General features: G+C 41.7%; 23 protein-coding genes and 4 tRNA genes. 12 read left to right on the forward strand and 15 right to left on the reverse strand.

Annotated features, from left to right (window positions below; all coding sequences use genetic code 11):
* Nucleotides 1-49 precede the first annotated feature (49 nt).
* The 3 genes from SJY38_RS15525 to SJY38_RS15535 form a co-directional block, all read right to left on the reverse strand.
* Nucleotides 50-2,206: an ATP-binding protein gene (locus tag SJY38_RS15525; RefSeq protein WP_256851607.1), complete on the reverse strand. Its 2,157-nt coding sequence runs from the start codon at nucleotides 2,204-2,206 to the stop codon at nucleotides 50-52.
* A gap of 115 nt (nucleotides 2,207-2,321) precedes the next feature.
* Nucleotides 2,322-2,978 carry a response regulator transcription factor gene (locus tag SJY38_RS15530; RefSeq protein WP_004587492.1) on the reverse strand — a complete coding sequence of 219 codons (657 nt, stop codon included), beginning with the start codon at nucleotides 2,976-2,978 and terminating at the stop codon, nucleotides 2,322-2,324.
* A gap of 219 nt (nucleotides 2,979-3,197) precedes the next feature.
* Nucleotides 3,198-3,569 carry a histidine triad nucleotide-binding protein gene (locus SJY38_RS15535; protein ID WP_004587493.1) on the reverse strand — a complete coding sequence of 124 codons (372 nt, stop codon included), beginning with the start codon at nucleotides 3,567-3,569 and terminating at the stop codon, nucleotides 3,198-3,200.
* Between the two features lie 88 nt (nucleotides 3,570-3,657).
* On the opposite strand from SJY38_RS15535, the gene SJY38_RS15540 reads away from it, so the two are divergent.
* Nucleotides 3,658-4,269, forward strand: a complete 612-nt coding sequence (locus SJY38_RS15540; RefSeq protein ID WP_096042477.1) for a DUF2057 domain-containing protein — start codon at nucleotides 3,658-3,660, stop codon at nucleotides 4,267-4,269.
* Nucleotides 4,270-4,438: 169 nt separating this feature from the next.
* Here SJY38_RS15540 and SJY38_RS15545 read toward each other — a convergent pair whose 3' ends face one another.
* Nucleotides 4,439-6,283, reverse strand: coding sequence for a M1 family metallopeptidase (locus SJY38_RS15545; protein ID WP_029774313.1), 1,845 nt, complete (start codon nucleotides 6,281-6,283; stop codon nucleotides 4,439-4,441).
* A 133-nt stretch (nucleotides 6,284-6,416) separates the two neighbouring features.
* On the opposite strand from SJY38_RS15545, the gene murB reads away from it, so the two are divergent.
* The 8 genes from murB to tuf all read left to right on the forward strand — a co-directional run bounded on the left by murB (nucleotide 6,417) and on the right by tuf (nucleotide 10,977).
* Entirely contained in the window at nucleotides 6,417-7,424 is a 1,008-nt protein-coding gene (murB, locus tag SJY38_RS15550; protein ID WP_377110154.1) for a UDP-N-acetylmuramate dehydrogenase, read from the forward strand.
* On the forward strand, nucleotides 7,424-8,416 hold the full coding sequence (gene birA, locus SJY38_RS15555; RefSeq protein WP_121638134.1) for a bifunctional biotin--[acetyl-CoA-carboxylase] ligase/biotin operon repressor BirA: 993 nt from the start codon (nucleotides 7,424-7,426) through the stop codon (nucleotides 8,414-8,416). Before murB ends, birA begins: the two co-directional genes overlap by 1 nt.
* Entirely contained in the window at nucleotides 8,413-9,138 is a 726-nt protein-coding gene (locus tag SJY38_RS15560) for a type III pantothenate kinase (protein ID WP_377110155.1), read from the forward strand. Before birA ends, SJY38_RS15560 begins: the two co-directional genes overlap by 4 nt.
* A 111-nt stretch (nucleotides 9,139-9,249) precedes the next feature.
* Nucleotides 9,250-9,325, forward strand: a tRNA-Thr gene (locus SJY38_RS15565).
* A gap of 40 nt (nucleotides 9,326-9,365) precedes the next feature.
* Nucleotides 9,366-9,450, forward strand: a tRNA-Tyr gene (locus tag SJY38_RS15570).
* Between the two features lie 45 nt (nucleotides 9,451-9,495).
* Nucleotides 9,496-9,570 (forward strand) — tRNA-Gly (locus SJY38_RS15575).
* 11 nt (nucleotides 9,571-9,581) lie between these two features.
* Nucleotides 9,582-9,657, forward strand: a tRNA-Thr gene (locus tag SJY38_RS15580).
* Between the two features lie 135 nt (nucleotides 9,658-9,792).
* Nucleotides 9,793-10,977, forward strand: a complete 1,185-nt coding sequence (tuf, locus tag SJY38_RS15585) for an elongation factor Tu (RefSeq protein WP_004589660.1) — start codon at nucleotides 9,793-9,795, stop codon at nucleotides 10,975-10,977.
* Nucleotides 10,978-11,256: 279 nt separating this feature from the next.
* Here tuf and SJY38_RS15590 read toward each other — a convergent pair whose 3' ends face one another.
* From SJY38_RS15590 to SJY38_RS15615, 6 genes are all read right to left on the reverse strand, one after another.
* Nucleotides 11,257-12,453: a dipeptidase gene (locus SJY38_RS15590; protein WP_377110156.1), complete on the reverse strand. Its 1,197-nt coding sequence runs from the start codon at nucleotides 12,451-12,453 to the stop codon at nucleotides 11,257-11,259.
* A gap of 64 nt (nucleotides 12,454-12,517) precedes the next feature.
* Nucleotides 12,518-12,772, reverse strand: a complete 255-nt coding sequence (locus SJY38_RS15595) for a YheU family protein (RefSeq protein ID WP_004589625.1) — start codon at nucleotides 12,770-12,772, stop codon at nucleotides 12,518-12,520.
* Nucleotides 12,769-13,761, reverse strand: coding sequence for a hydrolase (locus tag SJY38_RS15600; RefSeq protein ID WP_024033940.1), 993 nt, complete (start codon nucleotides 13,759-13,761; stop codon nucleotides 12,769-12,771). The genes SJY38_RS15595 and SJY38_RS15600 overlap by 4 nt, the downstream gene beginning before the upstream one ends.
* A 111-nt stretch (nucleotides 13,762-13,872) precedes the next feature.
* Nucleotides 13,873-14,019 (reverse strand): hypothetical protein, encoded by a 147-nt coding sequence (locus tag SJY38_RS15605; protein ID WP_004589623.1) that lies wholly within the window; start codon nucleotides 14,017-14,019, stop codon nucleotides 13,873-13,875.
* Between the two features lie 718 nt (nucleotides 14,020-14,737).
* The gene (locus SJY38_RS15610; protein ID WP_377110157.1) at nucleotides 14,738-15,160 is read right to left on the reverse strand and encodes a TIGR02444 family protein; all 423 of its coding nucleotides are present in this window, start codon (nucleotides 15,158-15,160) and stop codon (nucleotides 14,738-14,740) included.
* Nucleotides 15,144-17,066, reverse strand: a complete 1,923-nt coding sequence (locus SJY38_RS15615) for an ATP-binding cassette domain-containing protein (RefSeq protein WP_377110158.1) — start codon at nucleotides 17,064-17,066, stop codon at nucleotides 15,144-15,146. Before SJY38_RS15615 ends, SJY38_RS15610 begins: the two co-directional genes overlap by 17 nt.
* A 132-nt stretch (nucleotides 17,067-17,198) precedes the next feature.
* On the opposite strand from SJY38_RS15615, the gene SJY38_RS15620 reads away from it, so the two are divergent.
* The gene (locus tag SJY38_RS15620; protein ID WP_004589620.1) at nucleotides 17,199-17,402 is read left to right on the forward strand and encodes a YheV family putative zinc ribbon protein; all 204 of its coding nucleotides are present in this window, start codon (nucleotides 17,199-17,201) and stop codon (nucleotides 17,400-17,402) included.
* A 23-nt stretch (nucleotides 17,403-17,425) separates the two neighbouring features.
* On the opposite strand, the gene SJY38_RS15625 is transcribed toward SJY38_RS15620, so the two are convergent.
* Together SJY38_RS15625 and SJY38_RS15630 are read right to left on the reverse strand one after the other, a co-directional pair.
* Nucleotides 17,426-17,638 (reverse strand): SlyX family protein, encoded by a 213-nt coding sequence (locus SJY38_RS15625; protein ID WP_004589619.1) that lies wholly within the window; start codon nucleotides 17,636-17,638, stop codon nucleotides 17,426-17,428.
* Complete coding sequence (locus SJY38_RS15630) at nucleotides 17,625-18,623, reverse strand: WD40 repeat domain-containing protein (RefSeq protein ID WP_024033936.1); 999 nt, start codon at nucleotides 18,621-18,623, stop codon at nucleotides 17,625-17,627. The genes SJY38_RS15625 and SJY38_RS15630 overlap by 14 nt, the downstream gene beginning before the upstream one ends.
* A gap of 204 nt (nucleotides 18,624-18,827) precedes the next feature.
* Between SJY38_RS15630 and fkpA the strand changes: the two genes are divergently transcribed.
* Nucleotides 18,828-19,574, forward strand: a complete 747-nt coding sequence (gene fkpA, locus SJY38_RS15635; RefSeq protein WP_004589617.1) for an FKBP-type peptidyl-prolyl cis-trans isomerase — start codon at nucleotides 18,828-18,830, stop codon at nucleotides 19,572-19,574.
* 58 nt (nucleotides 19,575-19,632) lie between these two features.
* Here fkpA and SJY38_RS15640 read toward each other — a convergent pair whose 3' ends face one another.
* The gene (locus SJY38_RS15640) at nucleotides 19,633-20,103 is read right to left on the reverse strand and encodes an Rsd/AlgQ family anti-sigma factor (protein ID WP_004589394.1); all 471 of its coding nucleotides are present in this window, start codon (nucleotides 20,101-20,103) and stop codon (nucleotides 19,633-19,635) included.
* Between the two features lie 524 nt (nucleotides 20,104-20,627).
* On the opposite strand from SJY38_RS15640, the gene hemE reads away from it, so the two are divergent.
* The gene (hemE, locus tag SJY38_RS15645) at nucleotides 20,628-21,692 is read left to right on the forward strand and encodes a uroporphyrinogen decarboxylase (protein WP_024033935.1); all 1,065 of its coding nucleotides are present in this window, start codon (nucleotides 20,628-20,630) and stop codon (nucleotides 21,690-21,692) included.
* Between the two features lie 68 nt (nucleotides 21,693-21,760).
* Here hemE and sthA read toward each other — a convergent pair whose 3' ends face one another.
* Together sthA and SJY38_RS15655 are read right to left on the reverse strand one after the other, a co-directional pair.
* Nucleotides 21,761-23,191, reverse strand: coding sequence for a Si-specific NAD(P)(+) transhydrogenase (sthA, locus tag SJY38_RS15650; protein ID WP_029774151.1), 1,431 nt, complete (start codon nucleotides 23,189-23,191; stop codon nucleotides 21,761-21,763).
* 13 nt (nucleotides 23,192-23,204) lie between these two features.
* Entirely contained in the window at nucleotides 23,205-24,338 is a 1,134-nt protein-coding gene (locus tag SJY38_RS15655; RefSeq protein ID WP_377110159.1) for an acyl-CoA desaturase, read from the reverse strand.
* Nucleotides 24,339-24,439 lie beyond the last annotated feature (101 nt).

Raw genomic sequence — 24,439 nt, forward strand, 5'->3', positions numbered from 1 at the left:
CAGGTTTGAATAAATAAACTAAAGCATCCAAGGTATATGCTTTTCAATGCTAACCCAACTGCCCGCGCACGTACTTTAAGTATTGTTCTAGGCTGCGCTGCCATAGCTCTAACGCCTCATCTAGCAGGTTGTTATGAGGTTTGTTATCAAGCAAGCGGCGCTCTATTTTTTTAAGCTCAATACCGTAACGGTTAAAGCCTAATTGCAGCGCGGTGCTTGCTTGGCGGTGCAATAATTTAATGCACTGCTCTGGTTGCTGGTCAATAAGTTCTTGGCATCGGGTTAGTTTAGTCCGTGCTGAGAGTACAAATTCATTGTAAATCGACGACACTTCATCCTCACTAAATGAGCTGGTTAGCGTTTCTGCTGCGGTTTCGTCGTATAAGGTGTCTACTAGCTCTACAGCTATATTTGCAGTTTGATTGGATTGTGAATCACTCAGTGCTTGGCGAAGCTTTTGCTGCTTAATTGGTTTGCCTACTATGTCTTTTATTCCCAGGGCTAAGTATTCTTTTACCTCATCAGGGCTTAAGCTTGCTGTAAAGGCCAGTACGGGCGTGCGCTGGTTTTTATGCTCCAAACGCTGCAAACGTTTTAATACTTCTTGGCCGGTAAAGTCTGGCAGGTTCATATCCAGTAAAATAACGTCAAAGTGATGCGTTTGCAGCAGTTCAATAGCGCTTTTGCCATCTTTGGCGAGCTTTATTTTATGCTCATCTTCGGCCATAAACTCAATGGCAATTTTTTGATTTAAATCTAAATCTTCTACTAGCAGTACTTCAAGGCCAGTTAAGTAGTCTTTGTTTTGATGTCGCTGCTCTACCAAACTAAGCTCCCCTAGCGTAAAGGTGGTAGTAAAGCTAAATACGCTACCAGTGCCTAGTTGACTGGTTATTTCTAAACGGCTGCCTAGCTTTTCTAGTAAGCGGCTGGTGATGGCAAGCCCAAGGCCGGTGCCGCCTTTTTCTTTGCCGGCGCTACTTTGTACGTAGGGTTCGGTTAAGTAGGCTATTTCGTCTTTTTCGATACCAGGGCCTGAGTCTTTAACGCTAATTTTTATGGTGTGCTCAAGCTGCCTATCGCTTATTAAATCAACCTGAATTTTTACTATACCGTGGTCGGTAAACTTAATGGCGTTACCAACAAGGTTAATAATAATTTGCCTTAATTTTTGCTGATCGCAGTAGTAACAGGCTTGTTCAGGGATATTACATACCAGTTCAAACTTAAGTTGTTTTTGCTCCGCTAATGGGCTGAGCAATAAACATAAATTGTTTAACCAGGTTTTAAATTCAATGTCTTCTTCGTAAAGTGCTTCATCACTTTGATCTAGGCTTGCGTAGTCGAGCACTTTATCAACCAGTAAATTTAATGACTCGGCCGAATTAATAATGGCCTCACAATAGGCTTTATTGCGGGTGTCGGTGCTTTGGTTCATAACTAATTGGGCGCTGCCTAATATGCCATTAAGGGGGGTGCGAATTTCATGGCTAATAGTTGATAAAAACAGGCCTCTAATTTCTAAATCTTTTTGGGCTTTGTCGGCCAGCTTGTTAAGGTTTTTTTCTCTGCGTTCATTACACAAAAGCGCCATACCGGCGGCATAAAACATAGGTGCAATAACGCCATTTAAAAACAGTAAGCTGCTAAACCATGGGCTTTGCAATAGCAGGGGTTGTTCAATATTAACCATAAATAGTGAGCGGCTAATAAAGCTCAGGCCAACTAAAGTTAATATTAAAATGTAAACAATGGTGCCATTTGGGTAGGGTTTTCGGGCATATTTAATAAATAAAAACAGCAAAAAAGCGGCTTCTGCAATGTGCTGTACATCCGAGACGTAAATTCGCTCGCGTAAAGAAGGGTCAATAAAAGAATAATACCCCAGCATTACTGCGCTAAACGCGGTAAAGGAGCACAGTAGCTTAAAGCCAATACCCCGATAATCTAAAAATTGGCATATAGCCAAGCTGTGCACAATTGATGCGCCAAACATCATACTGCTGGCAATACTAATCACAATAAGGTTGTGCGTTTTACCAATAAGCGTAAAGCCAATTACTGCGCCTAGTAATAAAACTGGATAAAAAATATAAAGCAGAGTACCTGGGGTACTTTTGTTGGTACGCCATGTTAAAAAGTTAAGAAGAGTCATTACAATAATAACGGCAATGCTGGCAAAAAAGAGGGTGAATGAGTCGAGCATAGAGGTTCCAGCAATGGGTACTTTAAATAGAGTAATAAAAAGCGATTAATTTAACAAGCATGCAGCATAAACAAAAACAGGCACCATAAGTGCCTGTTTTTAATTACGAAATTGATTAACGAATTTCGTCTGGAATGTTTTGTTGAGCCCAAGATAGTAGCTCAATACGGTTACGACATTTAGTTTTTCTAAATGCGCTGTATAAATGTGTTTTAACTGTGTGCGGGCTGATGCTTAAATCTTCAGCAATTTCTTTGTTTTTAGAACCCTTACTCATTAACGAGATTATTGCTTTTTCTCGTTTAGTGAGTTTAATTGGCTCTATGTCACCTTCGGTCAGCTTGTGTAGTGCGTCTTTATTAAACTGCAGCATGCGGTTTAATGCATTACACATAATGTCACGTCTGTACCAAAGCTGATCTTCTAAAAGTAAGCGAATACCTTTCATTAATACATCAGCGTTATCTGTCGTATAAAACACGCCACGAATACCGCTCAAAAGCGCGCGGTTAGCGAGCTCTGGGTTTTCGTCTAGGTTAAATAATACGATATCGCACTTGGTGCGCAGGTTAACTAGCTGTTCTTTTAGTTTACCCCATGCATCGTTACTTGATGTTTCAATGAACAGTAATCGAGTCCCTTCTGGTACATCTAAAATATTTGTACCCGTGGTTACGTCAAGGCCTTGCGTTTTTAACAAAGGTTCTAAAACGTTAATGCCAATGGTGTTAATTGGCTCTTGATCTAATAACAAAAAGGCTGAACTGCTCATGTTTTTATACTCTTTTTATAAAGCTGACTAGTTAAGTTTATCACGACTTCCACACCTTTTGTATTAGAAAGTCGGGTTTCGCCTTGTGAACAAGTACGATTTTACGATTATTTAAACATAAAATGTTGCAAATAAGTAATTATTTTTCACTTTATATACATGATAAACCATAACATTTGTAACTAGCTAAATACTAATAATTCCAGTGAATTTTTATTATTAAATTTTTAATTTTTTAGCTTCTTGATACGGAGGCCAGCCCATTTCTTTGCCTGCAAGCATATGTAAATGTATGTGATACACGGTTTGCCCGCCGTGTTTATTGCAGTTCATTACTACTCTGTAGCCATCGTCACTAAAGTTAAATTGCTTGGCTAATTTAGCAGCAACCTCGTATAAATTTCCAACTAAATGTGAGTTTTCGCTATTAATATCATTGATAGTGGCAATTGCTTTTTTTGGAATAATTAACACATGAAAAGGAGCTTGCGGGTTTATATCTTTAAATGCAAGGGTAGTGTCGTCTTCGTAAATAATGTCGGCAGGAATTTCGCGGTTAATAATTTTTGTAAATATTGTTTCTGTGCTCATAATCGTTTCAGTGTAAGGTTTGAATTTAAAGTCACTAATGACAAATTTTGTTTGCAGTGTCAAACTCAAAACAAATAAAGGAGTTTTTATGCGTAAACCAATGTTAATAACTGCAGCTGCGGCGCTATTGATGAGTATGTCAGTAAGTGCCGGAAATATTCACTTTCCTGAAGAGTTAGTGCCTTTACAAGTCGGCGAAAGAGTGATTGAAAGTTCTCTATTTAGCCGGGTTGACGACATTGAACTTGATCCAGGCTCTTATCGATTAAAATTAAAATACACCGATTTATACGAGCTAGGCTTTGACGACCATGAGGTAATAGAGTCTGAACCGTTTTGGGTCGATATTACTATTGACGATAACAAAGACTACGACATGGTGTTTAATCGTGCCGATAACGCGGTATCAGCGAAAATATTTGCTGAGGCACCACAGGTAAGTTTAAAAGCAAAGGGCGCGTCTGTGGCACAGCCGCTTAGTGTTATTTCAAATACACAGCTTGCAAGTCAAAAGCCTGCTTTACAAAATACGGTGCCAGCGGGTCCAACGCGTCCAAGCCAACCTATAAAGCCTATTGCGCCTATTAATGGCAAAGGCATGCCAAGTGCACCGCAAATGCTAGAATTTTGGTGGCAGCAAGCCACGATTGCTGAGCGAAAGGCCTTTTTAGAAAAGGTAACGAACCAAGGCGCTGAATAATAAACTTATCTCAAGCTACTGATTTTAAGCGCTAACTGCGCTGAACTTAGTTATAGTTTTTAGCTTGAGAAAATTACAGTATTAAAAAAGGCCGATAAATCGGCCTTTTTTAATGGTTTTGTTGTTTTACCCTAAAGGTGTGAACACCTTTAGGGGTGGCACAGGTTGCTTATTTATCAAATAAAGCGTCAATGGTGCCTTGTGCAAGCGGGTGGTAGCCTGGGCGTGCTTTGATGTATACATCATGTGCCCACTCACGCTTACCATTTTTAATAAGTGCTTTGTATAACGGCACAATTAATTTACGGCGGCCTATACCTGATAAGTGCTTATCAAGCGCTGGGTAAATAGGTTGGTAACCATTACCTACGGCTAACATAAACCATGCAAACGCGCGCTCTGCATTGGTTGATTGCGTTAAGTTAAATTGCTTATCAAGCTCGCTCATCTTATCTAAGCTTAAATCACGTGGTAGGTTATTTAAAAAGTGTAACCACTCGTGCACTGTCCATTGAGCCGTAGGTAATTGTGCTGCGCTTGTTTCACCTTTTAACCATGCTGCGCTTGCTGTATCTACTTTATCAAACGCATCCGATGTTGGGTTAGGTGCATCGCTTGGTAAACCTGGCTCAAAAATCCACTCATTCACTTTATCCATGCTTACAACGCCTGGATATTTTTCAATTAAGTTAGCTTTTAAATAAGTAACAAATTGCGCAGTAGTCAGCGATTTAAATGCAAACTCATTAAAGTAGGTCTTAACAAAGTCATCAAACTTATCACGGCCGTATTTTTCTTCTAGGTAGATTAAAAATAGCTGACCTTTAGTGTATGGCACTGAGCTAAATGCATCATCTGGATCGCGGCCATTAAGTTTTAAATTAAGGCGCGTATCGGGTGCATCAATGGTTTTAAGCTGAGCACGTAAGCCTGCTGCATCTAAAGCTTGCTCCATTACGGCGCGGTCGCGGCCAAACACTTCTTCCATGATGCGGTTTTCAACGTAAGAGGTAAAACCTTCGTTTAACCATAAATCTTCCCACGTAGCGTTGGTAACTAAGTTACCAGACCAAGAGTGTGCAAGCTCATGCGCAATAAGGTTTACTAAGCTTTTATCGCCAGCAACTACGGTAGGGGTAATAAACGAAAGACGCGGGTTTTCCATACCACCAAACGGAAAGCTAGGCGGTAGCATTAATAAATCGTAACGGCCCCATGCATACTCACCATACATTTCGTTGGTTTTGTCGATCATGGCTTGGGTGTCGTTAAACTCGGCAACCGAAGCGTCTAAAATTTCAGGCTCGGCAAATATACCAGTTTGTTTTGACATGGCTTTAAATTCTAAATTACCTGCACCAATCGCAATTAAGTACGGCGAAATAGCTTGAGGCATCTCAAAGTGGTAGTCGCCATCTTTGTATAGTGCGTCTTTGTTATCAGCGCTCATTACGGCACGTATATCTTTTGGTGTATGAATACGGGCAGAGTAAGTAACGCGCATGGCAGGGGTATCTTGTACTGGTAACCAGCTACGAGCGTGAATAGCCTGCGATTGGCTGTACATAAACGGGTGCGTTTTGCTGGCTGTTTGCTCTGGTGTTAACCATTGCAGGCCAGATGCTTCTGGGCGGCTGTTGTAGTAAATACGTACTTTTGGCGCTTGGCTTTTTAAAGTAATTGTTAGTTTTGAGCCTTTAACATCATCGCGATCTGCCAGTGTAAATTTAGCTTTGTGCCAATCGCCCGAGGTGTCTTGGTACATTACTTTATCAATGTCTAAGTCGCGGGTATCAAGTACCAGCTTTTTACTTGTGTCATTGTTCCACTTTAGCGTGTGCTCAACAAAACCTTCTAATTGCTTGTCGGCAAAATCGACATCTAAATCAAGGTTTAAGTGTGTTGTTACCACATCATCTAGGTTGGCGTATGAGTTTTGATCAATCGCGTTTGCCATTGCTTGCGAGCACATACCGGCCATAGCGAGGCTTAAAAAAAGAGGTTTAATTTTCATAAAATACCCTGAACACTAATAATAAGTGCAGGTTTTATATCATGATTGATACAGCGGGTTGAGTGATTTTTACATTCTTTGCGACAATAAGGTAAACTACTGCGATTAGTTACCAGTACACTCAGAGACCTTTGTGGCGCACTCATTAAAACCTTTACATACCTTTGCACTAAACAATCAATGCCAGCATTTTGTTGAAATAACCTCGGTTGAGCAACTTAAAGCACACCGTTTCAGTGCTCCGTTTTGTTTATTAGGGGAAGGTAGCAACACAATATTTTTAGAAAACTACGCAGGCACCGTAATTAAAATGGCCACTAAGGGCATTACTATTACCGAGCGTGAAAATGACGTATTAGTGAGTGCAGCTGCGGGCGAGAACTGGCATAACCTAGTAAGCTATTTACTTGATAAAAATATTGCAGGGCTTGAAAACCTAGCGCTTATTCCGGGCACTGTTGGGGCGTCGCCGGTACAAAATATTGGTGCTTATGGTGTTGAGCTTGCCCAATTTGTAGAGTCGGTTGAATACATTGATATAGCCACAAAAACTAAGGTGACTTTAACTAACGCACAGTGTGAGTTTGCTTATCGTGACTCTATTTTTAAACATGCTTTAAAAAACAAGGCGGTGATCACTCAAGTTAATTTAGCGCTCCCTAAAAAGTGGCAGCCAGTTTTAAGTTATGGCCCACTCAAAGTATTGCAAAATCCCACCCCTAAAATGGTATTTGAGCAGGTAATTGAAATTCGTAACGCTAAGCTGCCAAACCCATACACTTTAGCCAATGCGGGTAGTTTTTTTAAAAATCCGATTATTAGCAATGCGCGTTTAGAAGCGCTGCTTGTGCGGTTTGGTGATTTACCGCATTACCCCTATGGGGAAAGCCATCACAAAGTGGCGGCAGGTTGGCTAATTGACCAAGCGGGCTTGAAGGGCTTTACAGTAGCAGGGATTGAGGTGCATCAGCAGCAGGCGCTGGTATTAGTTAATCATGGTGATAGTAAAGGAAGCGATTTAATCACTATGATCACGCATATACAAAATACGGTGTTTGCACGTTACGGCATAATGCTAGAGCACGAAGTAAGGCTTATAAACACAAATAGTGAATGCCATATTACTACGGAGCACGCGTAATGAAAGCACCAGATGGAAATAAACTAGCTATATTAAATGCACTTAACCAAGGTGGCTTTGTATCGGGCCAAGTCCTTGGCGAGCAACTAGGTATAAGCCGTGCTGCAGTGAGTAAACATATTCAAACACTGCAAGACATGGGGCTCGATATATTTAAAGTGACGGGTAAAGGTTACAGTTTAAACAATGCGGTGGGTTTGCTAAACCAAGCCGATATAACCAAACATTACCATGCATTAGGTGCCAATACAGCCCAAGTAGAAGTACACCCTATTATAGATTCAACCAACAGCGAACTAATGCGCCGTATTCAAAATAAAGTCGCGCTTGAGTCTGGCACTGTTGTGGTTGCCGAAATGCAGCAAGCCGGGCGCGGAAGGCGAGGGCGGGTATGGCAATCTCCATTTGGCGCTAATTTATATTACAGTTATTTTTGGCGCTTAGATGATGGCCTGCAAGCTGCTATGGGCGTATCAATTGCAGTAGGGCTTGCGGTATATGATGCTATAAAAGCACTTTACGATATAGACATTGAACTTAAATGGCCAAACGACATATACATAAATAAGCAAAAACTAGCCGGAGTATTAGTTGAGCTAGATGGGCAACCGCAAGGCCCTTGTCAGCTAGTTATTGGTATTGGCATAAATCTACAAATGCCGCAAAACACCAGCGAACACATTGACCAAGCATGGACTGATTTAAGCCAACACACCACCGCGCTTGATAAAAACCAGTTAGTTGCTTCGCTTACCTTTTATTTAGAGCAGCGTTTGGCAGATTACCAGCAAGACGGGCTAAACAGCATGTACGCACAGTGGAACGCCCTAAACGCCTTTGCAGGAGAATGCGTAGAGCTAAATACGGGGCACAGAAGCTGGCGGGGTATTTGTGAGGGTATTGATCAGCACGGCGGAATACGTATTCGCCAAGACGGCGAAGTTAAAAGTTACTATGGCGGCGAAATCTCGTTAAGAAAGGCCGAATTATGAAACTGCTAATAGATGTAGGTAATACGTCATTAAAAGCGGCCTTATGGCGCGAGCAACAAGCAAAGCCCGTTTCTATGAGCGACGTGCCGTGGCAAGCAATAACTGAGGTTGTGTATGCTTGTGTAGGTAACAGTGAATTATTAAATGACGCGCTCACATTAGCCGCCAAAAAAAGCATTCCGTGTTTTGAGGCGCATGTTAGTAAAAATCTCAGTGGCTTAAGCTGCGCATATGAACAGGTTAGCAATTTAGGTATTGATCGCTGGCTTGCGCTGGTGGCAGGTTTTACACTTTACCCTAACACACCATGCATTATTGTTGATGCTGGCACTGCAACCACTATTGATGTATTGAGCGGCGAAGGCGAGCACTTAGGGGGCTGGATATTGCCCGGCCTTGATTTAATGACTCGCTCATTAACACAAAATACTCAGCGCGTGTTTGATGATGCCAATACCCCCTTTTTAAACGAGCTAGGTAAAAACACACCCAACGGATTAAAAAATGGCGCGCTGGTGGCAACATTAGGCGCTATTGAACAGGCCAAATACCAACTTAAACACGTAACAGGCGAACAAAAACCACAAATTTTGTGCGCCGGTGGTTACGGTTTGCTGTTACAGCAACAAATAAGTGGCAGTATTTTTGATTCTTTATTGGTTATGAAAGGATTAAATTATTGGCATGAGCTAAGTAAAAACGACGAAAAACAGCAAAATTAAGCACTTTTGCATGAATTGTGAGCATTTAAGCTAAAAAATTACATTTTTTTTAATTTTATAGTTGCATCATAATAAACCTTACTCTAATATCTCGCCCCGTACTAAAGCAGTGCCGACTTAGCTCAGCTGGTAGAGCAACTGACTTGTAATCAGTAGGTCAACCGTTCGACTCGGTTAGTCGGCACCACTTTCCTTTTACCGAAAGTGAATTAGTAAAGAATTATCGTGGAGGGGTTCCCGAGCGGCCAAAGGGATCAGACTGTAAATCTGACGGCTCAGCCTTCGCTGGTTCGAATCCAGCTCCCTCCACCACTTTATTCTTGACGGTTAGAGGTAGTTTAAGAACAGGTTCCTAAAGCGGGCATCGTATAATGGCTATTACCTCAGCCTTCCAAGCTGATGATGCGGGTTCGATTCCCGCTGCCCGCTCCAATTATGGTGTTGCTGATATAGCTCAGTTGGTAGAGCGCACCCTTGGTAAGGGTGAGGTCGGCAGTTCAAATCTGCCTATCAGCACCAGTCATATGAATCTCCTTGAATACTTCCTTTATCTGTCAGAAAAAACTATTTGAAATTTGAAAAAATTAAATTAATCTACCTCTGGTGGATTATTTTCATATGTAATCTAGATACACAAAACTGATAGGTTCCGTCATGGCAAAAGAAAAGTTTGAACGCGTAAAACCGCACGTAAACGTTGGTACAATCGGCCACGTTGACCACGGTAAAACTACACTAACTGCAGCAATCACTAACGTACTTGCAAAAGTATACGGCGGTGTTGCTAAAGATTTCGCATCAATCGATAACGCTCCAGAAGAGCGCGAGCGTGGTATCACAATCTCAACTTCTCACGTTGAGTACGATACACCAACTCGTCACTACGCACACGTAGATTGTCCTGGACACGCCGATTATGTTAAAAACATGATCACTGGTGCTGCTCAAATGGACGGCGCTATCTTAGTAGTAGCTGCGACTGACGGCCCTATGCCACAAACGCGTGAGCACATCCTACTTTCTCGTCAGGTTGGCGTACCTTACATCGTTGTATTCATGAACAAATGTGACATGGTTGACGACGAAGAGCTACTTGAGCTAGTAGAAATGGAAGTTCGTGAACTTCTTTCTGAATACGACTTCCCAGGTGATGACTTACCACTAATTCAAGGTTCTGCTCTTAAAGCACTTGAAGGCGAAAAGCAGTGGGAAGACAAGATCGTTGAGCTTGCAGAAGCACTAGATTCTTACATCCCAGAGCCAGAGCGTGACATCGATAAGCCATTCATCATGCCTATCGAAGACGTTTTCTCAATCCAAGGCCGTGGTACAGTAGTAACTGGTCGTGTTGAAGCTGGTATCATCAACGTGAACGACGAAGTTGAAATCGTTGGTATCAAAGAGACTACTAAGTCTACTTGTACTGGTGTTGAAATGTTCCGTAAGCTTCTTGACGAAGGTCGTGCTGGTGAGAACATTGGTGCACTTCTACGTGGTACTAAGCGTGAAGACGTTGAACGTGGTCAAGTACTTGCTAAGCCTGGTTCAATCAACCCACACACTACATTCACTTCAGAAGTATACGTACTTTCTAAAGATGAAGGTGGTCGTCATACTCCTTTCTTCAAAGGTTACCGTCCACAGTTCTACTTCCGTACAACTGACGTAACAGGTGACGTACAGTTACCAGAAGGCGTAGAAATGGTAATGCCTGGTGATAACGTTAAGATGACAGTAACTCTAATCGCGCCAATCGCGATGGACGAAGGTCTTCGTTTCGCTATCCGTGAAGGTGGCCGTACTGTAGGTGCTGGTGTTGTAGCAACTATCGTAGAGTAATAATTAGCCTAGCTAATTAATACTAAAAAGAGGTCACTACGGTGGCCTTTTTTAATGCCTGAAGAAAAGTGTTTAATTTCAGCTATCAGCTATCAGCTATTAGTCGCTTGGTGTTAAATTATACTTAACACATAAAAAAGCACGACTTTAAGCCGTGCTATTAATTAAACTTTTTGACAACTGACAACTGACAACTGACAACTGACAACTGACAACTGACAGCTGACAGCTGACAGCTGACAGCTGACAGCTGACAGCTGACAGCTTACAGCTTACAGCTTAGTGCTTTTTCGCATATGCTTCGGCTTGCTTCCAAACCCTTAGCGTATTTTCGCTTAAAATCTTTTTAATGTCTGAATCGCTGTAACCTCTGTCCATTAAGCCTTGCACTAGGTTAGGATAGCTAGATACATCCTTTAAGCCAATCGGTAACGAATCGCCTACACCATCGTAGTCAGAGCCAATGCCCACGTAATCAATGCCAATAAGCTCTACAACGTGATCAATATGATCAAGTACTTGCTCAAGGCTTGCAAACGGGAATGGGTTTTTAGCGCGGTACGCTGCATCAAAGTCTTTACTTGGCTTAGTGCCTTCTTTTTTAACGGTCTCTTTAGTGCTTTTAAGGTCTTTGTACCACGCACCTGCTTTAGAGGTTACAAAGCTTGAGCCAAAGTTAATTTGAATAACCCCGCCATTCTTTTTAAGCGCTAATAACATGTCATCATTCATATTACGCTCAAAGCCTGGCGTGTATTTGCGCAGTGAAGAGTGTGAAGCAATAACCGGCGTTTTAGATAGCTCCATTACCTGATAAAACGCATCATCTGATATATGTGATACGTCAATTAGCATACCGACGTTGTTCATTTCAGTAATTAGCTTTTTACCAAATGGGCTTAAACCTTTCCATTTACGGCGAATATCGTATGACGAGTCAGAAATATGGTTGCTTTGCGAGTGCGCAAGTGTGATGTAGCGTACACCGCGGTCAAAAAAGTGCTGAAGGTTTTCTATTTTTCCTTCAATTGGCGAGCCATTTTCCATCCCCATCGCAATTGACAGTTTACCTTGCTCAAATTGCGCTTCTATATCCGCTGTTGAGCTAGCAATAGCAAATTTTTCAGGAGCACGCTGTGCAATCGCTTCCATGCTATCAATCATTTGATTGGCTAGCTGGTAGCTTTTACCTTTGCCTTCAAATTCTAAGTGAGCAGGAATATAAATCGACATAAAAGGTGCGTTTAGACCGCCCGTTACTGCGCGAGGGTAGTCAAAGTCGCCGCCGTCGGTGGCTTTAGTTACATCAACCCATTTTTCGTGGATACGATAAGGTACATCAATATGGGTGTCGATTAAAATAGTGTCCTTTGCTAATTTTACTGCTTTGTCTGACGGGCTTTTTACTTGCTCTGCAAAGGCTTGTGGTGTTAAAGCTAGTGATATGGCTACCACTAGAGTGCTGAGTTTTATCATGTTTTGGCTCTTTGGGTAAAAAGCCATTGTGTACGTTCAGCTCAAAAGTTACAAGTGTTAGGCGTTAATCAAACGACTGTGCTTCATGCTCTTCGCTTTGCAGTGCTTTAAATTCATTTTTTGAAATAATAGTGACCGACTCATGTAGCTCAGAAAAAAACACCATCGCTTCACCATTTCTAAGCTGCTGATTAACCTGCGCTACTTTACTTTGAATACTCACTTCTTGCTCACCGTAATCGGTGCCTTCACGAAGCACGTAGCTTTCAATTAGGTTATAGAGGGTGTCTTTATCAAGTTGTTCAAAAGGGATAATCATAACTGCTTACTGCTCGCTTTAGTGGGGACGTGCTGGCCAAAATAATGAGGGACGGCTTGTTCAAGCCAAAATACCGGCCTAAACGGATTATTACCGCTAATAAACCCTACGTGGCCGCCTTTTTCAGAGACACTCAGGGTAACATGCTCACTCACATCTTGCCTACTTGGCACGGCTTTAATCGACAACATTGGATCGTCCTTGGCATGAATTATTAACGTAGGAATCGCAATATGTTTTAAGTAGGGCATTGCGCTGGCTTGACGATAGTAATCGTGTGCGTTTTCAAAGCCATGCAGTGGAGCGGTTAGTTGATTATCAAACTCTAGCAAATCGTCAATTTTCATTAACTGCTCAGAGGTAATAGGTATTTGCTGCTTAATTTGTGGCAATTTACGCTGCATTGATTTTTTCATTCTATCGAGCAAGTACTTTTGATAAATCTTGCCTAAGCTTTTGCGAATAACATCGCTTGATGATGATAAATCATAAGGAGCCGAAACCACGGCTGCAGCACTTAAGGGGCAGTTTTCGCGCTCTTCGCCTAGGTATTTAGCCAGTACATTGCCCCCTAACGAAAAACCAACAGCCATAATAGGGCGGCTGGGGAATTGCTCCCTTAAATGATTTATAAAAAAAGCTAAGTCGGCGGTATCGCCACTATGATAAGCACGCGGTAAGCGGTTAACTTCACTTGAGCAGTTTCTAAAGTGCATAAGTACTACGGCATAACCTTGCTTTTTTAAGGCTTTCATCATGCCTTTGGCATAAAAGCTATTTATGTTGCCTTCAAGGCCATGTAAAACCACAGCAAGGGGAGCGTTTTCGTTATGAGGCAGCGACCATGCAAGTTCAATAAAATCGCCGTCGGGCGTATCAAGTTGCTCAAGTTCGTAGGACGTATTGTGAAATGGACGGAAAAAACGCGGCATTATGGTTTGAACGTGACGATTGGTCATCCACCATGCTGGTTTAAACTTATTGATCATGTTTGTACTACGCACTATGAAAAAAACGAAACGTTAGTGTACCAAATTTTTCGCTTTATAAAATAAAAAGCGCCTAATCAGTAACCTGAGTAGGCGCTTTGTGCGTCGTGCTTAATGATGCTCGGGAACTTCAGCCTCGCTAATTTTTTTAATAAAGTAAAAAGCGTAAAATAGGCAAAGAGAAATCACGACGCCTAAAATCCCAAAAGACATAAATAAAACAGGGTCGCTAAAAAAGTCTCTAAAGAATACGTTCATGATTAATCTCCTCGTTCAGTTGATGGAGACATCATAAAGTGACTTTGCAAAGCATAATGTGATCGAGATCAAACTATTTCCCTGCGTGAAAAAAGTAACCAAGTAAAGTTGATGTAGATCATGTTTTAGGGGTTATTCAGTTTCTACTGCAGCGCCTATAGGCTTTGAAGAATCAATCGGCTTAAAGATTTTTTGCACAAAGACAAAAAAATGAGAAGTAAATGAGAAAATATAGCCACAAGCCAGTAGCGGCTAGGCTTATATTTTTAGCAATAATAACTTGGTTTTTATTTTCCTCTAAAAGCGCAGCGCCTCTCCCTCTTTGTGATTAATTGTCTTAAAGATTTTTTGCACAAAGAGAAAAGAATGAGAAGTAAATGAGAAAAGATAGCCACGAGCTAACAGCGGCTAGGCTTATATTTCTAGCGATAATAACTTGGTTTTTATTTTCCTCTAAAAGCGCTGCGTCTCTAACCCTCTTTGTGATTAATTGGCTTAAAGATTTTTTGCACAAAGAGAAAAGAATGAGAAGTAAATGAGAAAAGATAGCCACGAGCCAACAGAGGCTAGGCTTATATTTCTAGTGATATTAGCTTGGCTTTTATTTTCCTCTAAAAGCGCAGCGCCTCTTAACCTCTTTGTGAATAAATTACTTAAAGGTTTTTTTGCACAAAGAGAAAAGAATGAACATTTAGAAGAGGGTGTAAAAACTGCCAGCCTAAGAGGCTTTCATATACAGCTCAATATTGTTTGGCTTTACAGCTTCTAAAAAGCTAAGTTTATTCGCTGTATCAATCAGTATTTGCTGTTGTTGCTTTTCAAGCTTTAACTCGGCGCTTAATAGCTCTTGGCGTATTTTTGCATAGTTGCTGATACTTTCTTGATTGGCTTTTAAATACTTGCGCGTGGCGCGCAGTGGCTTAAGTACTTGCGTATCAAACTCATTAACTGAGTCTATTAAAACACTGAGCTGATCGGTGTTAATGCTTAGCTTAAGTGAGTCTAAATAAAGCAAAAATAGGCACAAATTAACGTTTTTACCTTGCTGGTTTTGCAGTGTCAGCAAGGTTTGTTGTTGCCCAGGCTTTGCGTACAAAGCGCAGGCAAATTGCCAAAAGTCGTTTTTATTGAGCAAGTTCATCGGCAAAGGCCTGTTCTTTTTCTTCCATTTCTTCAAGCGCCATTAGTAACTCTTCTTCAGTGTCGTTTACTTTAGGGGTAAGCGTGGCTTGCTTAGTGATTAGCTCTTTTAACTGAGCTTTGTTATCGTCGTTGTAGAGGGTGTTGTCGCCAAGGGCTACTTCAACTTCGCTAAGCTCTGCAGTAAATTTATCGAGCTGCTTTTCAAGCTTTTCAATTTGTTTTTTAAGTGGTTGAATGGCTTTTCTAAACTCAGCTTCTAGGCGCTTTTGCTCTTTACGGTTAACGCTTGGATTTGCTTTTGGCTCGTCAGGTTGATGGCTTTTAGCGGCTTCTTTATTTGCATTGAGTAACCATTGGTAATACGCATCTAAGTCGTAACCAAATTGAGTGACTTTGCCATCATCCACTAAATAAAATTCATCGGCGGTGTTTTTAAGCATGTGGCGATCGTGCGATACGGTAACCATGGCGCCTTCAAAGCCTTGTAGTGCCATTACTAGCGCGTGGCGCATTTCTAAATCAAGGTGGTTAGTTGGCTCATCAAGTAGTAGTAAATTGGGCTTTTGATACACCAACATGGCTAGCACTAAGCGGGCTTTTTCACCGCCCGAAAACGGCGCCACGGGTTCAAGTGCTTTATCGCCAATAAATGCAAAGCCACCTAAAAAGTCACGCAATGATTGCTCTGTGGCTTGTGGGTTTAAGCGTTGAATATGGGTCACTGCGCTGGCTTTTAAATCAAGCGATTCAAGTTGGTGCTGCGCAAAGTAACCTATATTTAAGCCATGGTGCTGAACCACTTTACCTGCTTGAGGCTCAAGCTCGCCCGCTAATAGCTTTATAAGCGTTGATTTACCCGCGCCGTTACGGCCGAGTAACGCAATACGGCTGCCAGGAACTAGGTTTAGCGCGATATTATTTAAAATAGTGACATCGCCATAACCTGCTTTTGCTTTATCTAGGGTCATTAGCGGGTTAGGCAGGGCTGTTGGCTCGGAAAATTCAAAGTCAAACGGTGAGTCGGCATGCGCAGGTGCCAGTTTTTCCATACGTTCGAGCGCTTTAACACGGCTTTGTGCCTGTTTGGCCTTACTGGCTTTGGCTTTAAAGCGAGTTATAAACTGCTCAAGATGGGCAATTTGCTCTTGTTGTTTTTCAAACATTGCTTGTTGTTGCAATAAGCGCTCTGCTTTTTGGCGTTCAAACTGTGAGTAGTTACCTTTGTACACATTAATAAGCTGTTTATCGACATGCCAAATTTGATCAACCACGGCGTCTAAAAACTCGCGGTCATGAGATATAAGTACCAAGGTGCCTGTGTAGGCGCGTAAAAAGCGCTCAAGCCAGTAAACGGCGTCTAAATCAAGGTGGTTGGTAGGCTCATCGAGTAATAGTAAGTCGGCATCGCGAATAAGTGCTTGTGCAAGGTTTAAACGCATACGCCAACCACCAGAAAACGCGCTTACAGGGTTTTCTATTTGGTGATTAGCAAAGCCTAAGCCGTGCAGCAATTCGCCTGCTTTTGACTCTATGCTGTAGCCTTTAATATTTTCAAGCTGAATATGTACTTTGGCTTGGGTGTCACCATCGTTTGTTTGCTCAGCTTCACGCAGGGCAATGCGCAATGCATAGTATTCAGGGTGACCTTGAAGTACATAATCAATGGCGCTTATTTCAAGGGCTGGGGTTTCTTGTTTTACAGAGGCAATAGACCAATCTTTAGGTATATTGCAATCACCCGCATCGAGTTGCAGCTCAGATTTTAATAAACTAAATAAGGTAGATTTACCACAGCCATTAGCGCCAACTAAGCCCACTTTGTGCTGTGGAAATAAAGTAGCCGAGGCATTTTTTAATAAGGCTTTTCCGCCACGAAGTAGTTCTATTTCTGAGATTTGGATCATGAATGCGTTACTTTACTATGCCTTGGTTAAGTTGGCGCTATCATACCATAGAACGTATTGCTCTTATCAAGCGTATCAACGTAGGAAGTTATACGATAAAATATGTGTAGTTCAAACCACAGGAAAAATGTTGTGAGACAAAAGAAGCGATTTATTGCTGGTGCATCGTGCCCTGAGTGTAAAGCCATGGATACCATGATGCTATACAGAGAACATGATGTTGAAAAAGTAGAGTGTGTAGAGTGTGGCCACAAAATGGCGCAACCCGATAACGCTGTTCAGGCATCTACTCGCCAATTTGAACAAGTAATTGGTGTATTTAAACCGGGCGATTAACCCGGTTTTATTTTGCCGTGTGCTTAGTAATGTGGCGGAGGCGGCTCTTGCATTTGCGACATTAGCGACGGCTGCTGCGCTTCTTTAAGTTTTTCTGCTAGTAACTCAGTTTGGCGCTTCATTTTTGCTAGCTGCTGTTGGTGTGCTTTTAGCTCGTCATTTAATATTTCTATTGTTTCGTCTTGAAAAGCAACTTTTGCCTCAAGCTCCATTAAACGATTTTCAATTGTGTTCATTTGCTTCTCGTATTGTAAAGTGCTCTGCAATTCCGCTCGAGCTCTCGGTTAACAACGACTTGCCGTTATCTATAAACGTTACATCTAGCACCACAGCCGATTTAGGCTTACTGCCTTCTCGTGGTGTGACTTGCCAAGTTTGAATTTTTTCTCCGCTGGGTAACTGCCATAAGTCAACGCGCTTATTGGGCGAGCCTGTGGCCAGCAATGTGCCTTGTTCGTTAAAGCGTACCGCAGTAAAAATTTTCTGACGCGCAATATACGCCAGTTTACTCACAAGATCACCTGTAGTCAGCTTCCATACATGTGCTTGCTTCATACTATCTGCGGTAAATGCGTAGCGACCTTGTGGGTCTAGGGTTACTTGGGTAACACGAGTCGGGTGATTAAAGCGATGAATTACTTGCCCCGTACGTGTATCCCAAAAATAAGCAACGTAATCGTTTGAGCCGCTTAAGGCGTAGCGCCCATTAGGCGATAAATCAACGGTGTTTACTTTGTCTTGGTGGCCTAAAAACTCAATGCGGCGTCCGGTTTCTAGGTTTAAAAATACCACTACGCCGTCGCTTCTGCCGTATAAAACACTGCGGCCTTGGTTACTTATCGCAATATCGCGAATAGTGGCTTGTTGAATTTTATAATAGCCGCGGTTTTCGCCGCTGCTAATATCCCACACGGCAAAGGTGGTTTTTTCGGCGGTAACGGCCACGCTATTATCAAACGCAATAGCCACAGCATACACTAGGCTTTCTTGTGATTGCTGTTGAAACCATTGATATTTTAGCACCTGCTGTTGATTATCCCACAGGGCGACCCCATGGTGAATGGAGGAGACTAGGCTGTATTTACCATCGTTAGATACTGCCGAGGAAAACGCACCCTGTGCTGCGTGTTCAAAGCGTTGTGCAGCTTGCTGTTTTTGATCGCTACAAGCTAGGGCTAATAAACAGCTAAAAGCGATTAAAAAAGTACGAAATATCGACATATTACAGGTATTTCCTCTTAACTCTTAGTGACTGAGAGGTTAGACTAGGTCACGTTGAAGGCCTAGGGTGTTTGTCTAATCACTATAATAGGTTAGGTTTTAATTTAGTTAGTTATTAAACAAGCAGCCTATCATGTAGGCCGTTAATCTTTAACTAGTAATAATACAATAAATGACAACTGCAAAGTGTGTCGGAGATTTAAAATGAAAAAGACGATTAGATTGTCATTGATTGCAGCGTCGGTTTTAGCGCTTACAGCTTGTAATCAAGAAGCAAAACAAGAACAAGCTGAAGTTAAATTAGACACTGTAGAGCAGCAACAAGCATACGGTATTGGTGCATCAGTAGGTAACTTTTTAAATAAAGACCTAGCTGATAAATCAGAGATTGGTATTGAACTAGACCAAGCACTATTAATTCGTGGTTTTGAAGACGCGCTTGCAGGTAATGCAAAAATCGATGAAGAAAAAATCCGTGAAGTGCTAACTGAGCTAGATACATCAGTGCGTGCAAAGCAAGAAGCTAAAGCTAAAGTTGAGTCTGAAAAAAGCAAAGAAGCAGGTAAAAAATACCTAGAAGAAAATGCTAAAAAAGAAGGCGTAACAGTAACTGAGTCAGGTCTACAGTACGAAGTACTTAGCGAAGGCGAAGGCGAAAAGCCAGCAGCAACAGACGTAGTTAAAGTACATTACAAAGGTACTTTATTAGACGGCACTGAGTTTGATAGCTCTTATGCGCGTAACGAGCCAACTACTTTCCCTCTTAACCGTGTAATTGCGGGTTGGACTGAAGGTTTACAGCTTATGTCAGTAGGGTCTAAGTACAAGTTCACTATTCCTTCTGAACTTGCTTACGGCGATCGTGACCTAGGTAAAATTCCAGCTAACTCAACGCTTGTTTTTGAAGTAGAACTACTTGAAATACAAGATGACGAAGCACCTGCGCAATAAGCGGTAGCTTATAACGCAAAAAGGGACCATAACGGTCCCTTTTTTGTTGGCTATTTTATTAATCTGTGTGGTTAGAAAACAAATTATCTATTAGCTCATCTTCTAGTTCAAAACGCGCTTCTAACGTTTCGCCAAGTACCGACAAATCGTTGTCAAACTCTGCTAATAAGTCCTCTTTATCTACTTCTGCGTATTTATCGTTAAAATCTAAAGCAATATCTGTTGTGCTAGAAATGCGCGGGTAAATTGTATTTGCCAGCTCTTGGCTTTCAAGGCCTTTGCTTTCACAGGCTTTTGCAATGTCATCGTACACTTCAAAATGGCCGGCAGATAAGTAATCCATTAAAATTTGGCAAAATGATTGAATTTGTTCTGGCTCTGGTAAGGCGTGATCTTTTTTGTCGTATGGCGAAAACCCAGCCATTTTACAATAAAGTACAATTAACTCTTGGCGCTCGTTTAACCATTTATCAATGACAGTATGGCTACCACCCCATTTTTGTTGAGCTTTCTCTACGCGCGTCAGCATTACTGTTCTCCTAAGCTGGGTCACTTTTATGGTTAAATTTAAATTTTCTTATACATCAAGATATATTTTATTTAAGTGTATATCAACAAGTAAAAGGTATGAGCTGGTGCATGTGTGTATTTATTGTAGGTAAATTATTATTTTATTGCAGGCAAGAAAAAACCACCGGTTAAGGTGGCTTAATTTCTTGTTTTGGCCTGTTAATACAAGCTTTCTTATTGTTATAGAAGATTTTTGTTATTTTTATTATAAATATTTTTGTTATTGTTGTTTAAGATTTTTATTATTGTTCTTGTTAACGCGGGACAAACAATACCAAGGTTTTTGTTATGTTGCAAACATATTAACAAAAAGTTTTTATTGTTAGTTCTTTTTGGTTATTTAACACTCAAATGTGACTAAATAAGCAACAAAATAGGTTCTGTTAGCTGTAACACATGTTTTACGAGCTTAGCGATAGAGAGCCGGAGAATATGGTGGTACAATCTTGAACAATTTCTATAAGCCTCAGGATTATTTACGCTATGAGCGAATTAAAAAACGACCGTTATTTACGTGCACTTGCAAAACAACCCGTTGATGTAACACCGGTATGGATGATGCGCCAAGCAGGACGCTATTTACCAGAGTACCGTGCTACACGTGCACAAGCGGGCGATTTTATGAGCCTGTGCCGTAATGCTGAGCTTGCATGTGAAGTAACACTACAACCACTTCGCCGTTACCCGTTAGATGCTGCTATTTTATTTAGTGACATTTTAACTATTCCCGATGCTATGGGTTTAGGTTTGTACTTTGAAACCGGTGAAGGCCCTAAATTTGAAAACCCTATTTCGTCACTTGCTGATGTTAAAAAGATTCCTAAGCTAGACCCAACTGACGAGCTTGGCTATGTAATGAACGCAGTAAGTACTATTCGCCGTGAACTTAAAGGCGAAGTGCCACTAATTGGCTTTTCGGGTTCACCGTGGACACTAGCAACTTACATGGTTGAAGGCGGAAGCAGTAAAGTATTTGGTAAAATTAAAAAAATGGCCTTTGCAGAGCCGCAAACACTACATTTATTACTAGATAAATTAGCTGATTCAGTCATTGATTACTTAAACGCACAAGTAAAAGCTGGTGCGCAATCGTTAATGGTATTTGACTCGTGGGGCGGCGTATTAAGCCCGCGCGATTACAACGAATTCTCACTGCAATACATGCATAAAATTGTTGATGGTTTAATTCGCGAATACGACGGCCGTAAAGTGCCGGTAACGCTATTTACCAAAAATGGTGGCCAGTGGATTGAAGCAATTGCAGCAACAGGCTGTGATGCAGTAGGTCTTGATTGGACTATTAATATTGGCGACGCTAAACGTCGTGTAGGCGATAAAGTTGCATTGCAAGGTAATATGGACCCGTCAATGCTTCACGGTACGCCTGATCGTATCCGCCAAGAAGTAGGCACTATTTTAGAAGACTTTGGCACAGGTGATGGCCACGTATTTAACTTAGGCCACGGTATTACACCAGATGTAGACCCAGAAAACGCCGGTGTATTTATTAATGCAGTACATGAGCTAAGCGCGCAATACCACAAATAACAACCGTAGTATTAATAGCTATTAAAAAGCCCGCTAATTAGCGGGCTTTTTGCTGTGTAGTAATCGGGTTAAGTAAATAATCTATTTAATCCATTTAACGCCGCAACACGGTAGGCTTCTGCCATCGTTGGGTAGTTAAATGTGGTATTTACAAAGTAGTCAACAGTGTTGCCTGCCCCTTTTTGTTCCATGATGGCTTGGCCAATGTGAACAATTTCTGAGGCACGCTCACCAAAGCAATGCACGCCAAGTACTTCTTTTGTTTCACTGTGAAACAATATTTTTAAACTACCAACTTCTGTACCCGCAATTTGCGCACGAGCTAAGTGCTTAAACTGAGCACGACCAACTTCATACGGTACTTTTGCAGCGGTTAGCTGTTGCTCTGTTTTACCTACCGAACTCATTTCAGGAATAGTATAAATACCGGCCGGTATATCTATAATTAGCTTATCTTCGCAATTACCGCAGGCAATAGCATCGGCAGCTATACGGCCTTGATCAAATGCTGCACTAGCTAAGCTTGGGTAGCCAATTACATCACCTACTGCGTAAACGTTGTCTACCTCAGTTTGGTACATTTCGTTGACTTTAAGCTGGCCTCGACCATCGGCTTTTAAACCAATAGCTTCAAGGTTTAGCGTATCGGTATTACCTGTGCGCCCGTTAGCAAATAAAATACAGTCGGCTTTTACACGCTTGCCCGATTTTAAATGCATTACAACGCAATCTGAGCGCGTTTCTATACGGTCAAACTCTTCGTTGTGACGAATAACAATACCGCTGTTCCAAAAGTGGTAGCTAAGCGCGTCAGAAATTTCTGCATCCATAAAGGCTAATAAGCGGTCGCGTGTGTTTACTAAATCTACCTTAGCGCCTAAGCCTTTAAAGATTGAAGCGTATTCACAGCCAATAACACCCGCACCGTATATAAGTACACGTTGTGGGTCGTGCTCTAGGCCTAAAATAGTATCGCTGTCGTAAATACGTGAATGGCTAAAGTCGACCTCAGGTGGGCGGTATGGGCGTGAGCCAGTAGCAATTACAATGGTTTTAGCGGTAATACGCTCTGCTGAGCCATCAAGGCGCTTAATTTCAACCGTGTGTTTATCTACAAAGCTCGCATCGCCTTGGTACATATGAATGCGGTTACGGTCGTAAAAGCTGCTACGTAAGTTTGACTGCTTAGAAATAACAGAACTTGCATGACTTAAAATATCAGGAAACGTTAAGCGGCTAGGGCGCTCGCCAACATTAAAAAGTGGGTTTGCTTTGTATTCAATATAGCGGCTAACCGAGTGGCGTAATGCTTTTGAAGGAATTGTTCCCCAATGTACACAGCCACCGCCAACAGCTTGTTGGCGCTCAATAACCGCTACTTTTTTATCGTTTTTAGATAGGTTCATGGCGGTGCCTTCACCGCCAGGGCCCGTACCAATAATTATTGCGTCATATTGGTAAACTACGGGTGCTTTTTTTTGTTCTGGTTGTTTGGCCACAGCCACTCCTAAATTAATTAAAAGAGGCTTTTAATAACCTCGCATTAAGTGCTAGCCATGCCTGTTTTTGATTCTCCCAGGCGGCTTCCAGCTCATGGTATTGTGTCATTAATGCTGATTGTTCACACTGCTTTGCCATGTTATTTTTTTTAGCTTCTAACACTTGTTTTTGTAGTGAACAGTAATTTTGCAGCTTTTTCAGCAGTAAATCGTACTCTTGTTGTAATAATGTAAGCTTATCTTGCGCTAAAGGCAATTTTGAAAGGCGCGTTTGCGTTTTACTCATTAGCGTTTCGGCTTTGGCTTTTTCTATGCGCTCAACCGGGGTGCGCTTTAATTTACTGGCTAAACCGAGCGCTGCTAAAGAGCGGATCATCCATTTTGTTGGGTCGTAATGAAACCACTTAATACCGTTACGGTAATCGCTTGCAAAAATATGGTGGAAGTTATGGTAACCCTCGCCATAAGTAAATAACGCTAAAAAGCCATTATCGCGTGCGGTGTTTTTTTCAGTGTATGGGCGTGAGCCCCAAATATGAGCCAATGAATTAATGAAAAAGGTAAAGTGCTGGCTCAATACTAAGCGTAATAAACCTGCAAGTAGTAGCATACCCCACACATCGCCTACTAATAAACCAAGCACAAGCGGTAAACCGACATTCATGGCTATAACAAGCTTTAAGTAGTGTTTATGTTGCCACATAACAACTTTATTGCGCTGTAAATCGCGACAATTACTGTAATCGTTATAACTATCGCCTTGGTAATCACGGAGCATCCAGCCAATATGGCTGTACCAAAAGCCGTTAGTTGCGGCGTAAGGGTCTTTTACTGGGTCATCTACTTGGCCGTGGTGTATACGGTGATCGCTACTCCAGTGCAACGCACTGTTTTGCAAAGCAAATGCGCCACCAAGAGCAAAAATAAATTCTATTGCAGGGTGTACGTTATAGGCTTTATGCGCCCATAATCGGTGGTATCCGGCAGTGATAGATAGGCCTGCGTAAAACATACAGCCTACAAATGCAATCCAATGCGCGCTGGTAAATCCGTAACTAATGCCGTACCAAGGTACAAGTGTGACAGCCGCCAAAAAGGTTAGGCTAAAAAATAGGACGTTTGTCCAAATAATCGGTGGTTTATTCATCGTTTTCACTCTCAGCGTACAACTGTAAGCTAAAATAGTGTTTCAATCTCTTGGCGTCAAGTATTAGACTAGACAATTCGGCTAATTATCATTAAAACTTC

Origin of the sequence: Pseudoalteromonas sp. R86517 (genome assembly GCF_042466295.1) — a bacterium.
In the GTDB taxonomy this organism is placed as follows: Bacteria; Pseudomonadota; Gammaproteobacteria; order Enterobacterales; family Alteromonadaceae; genus Pseudoalteromonas; species Pseudoalteromonas atlantica.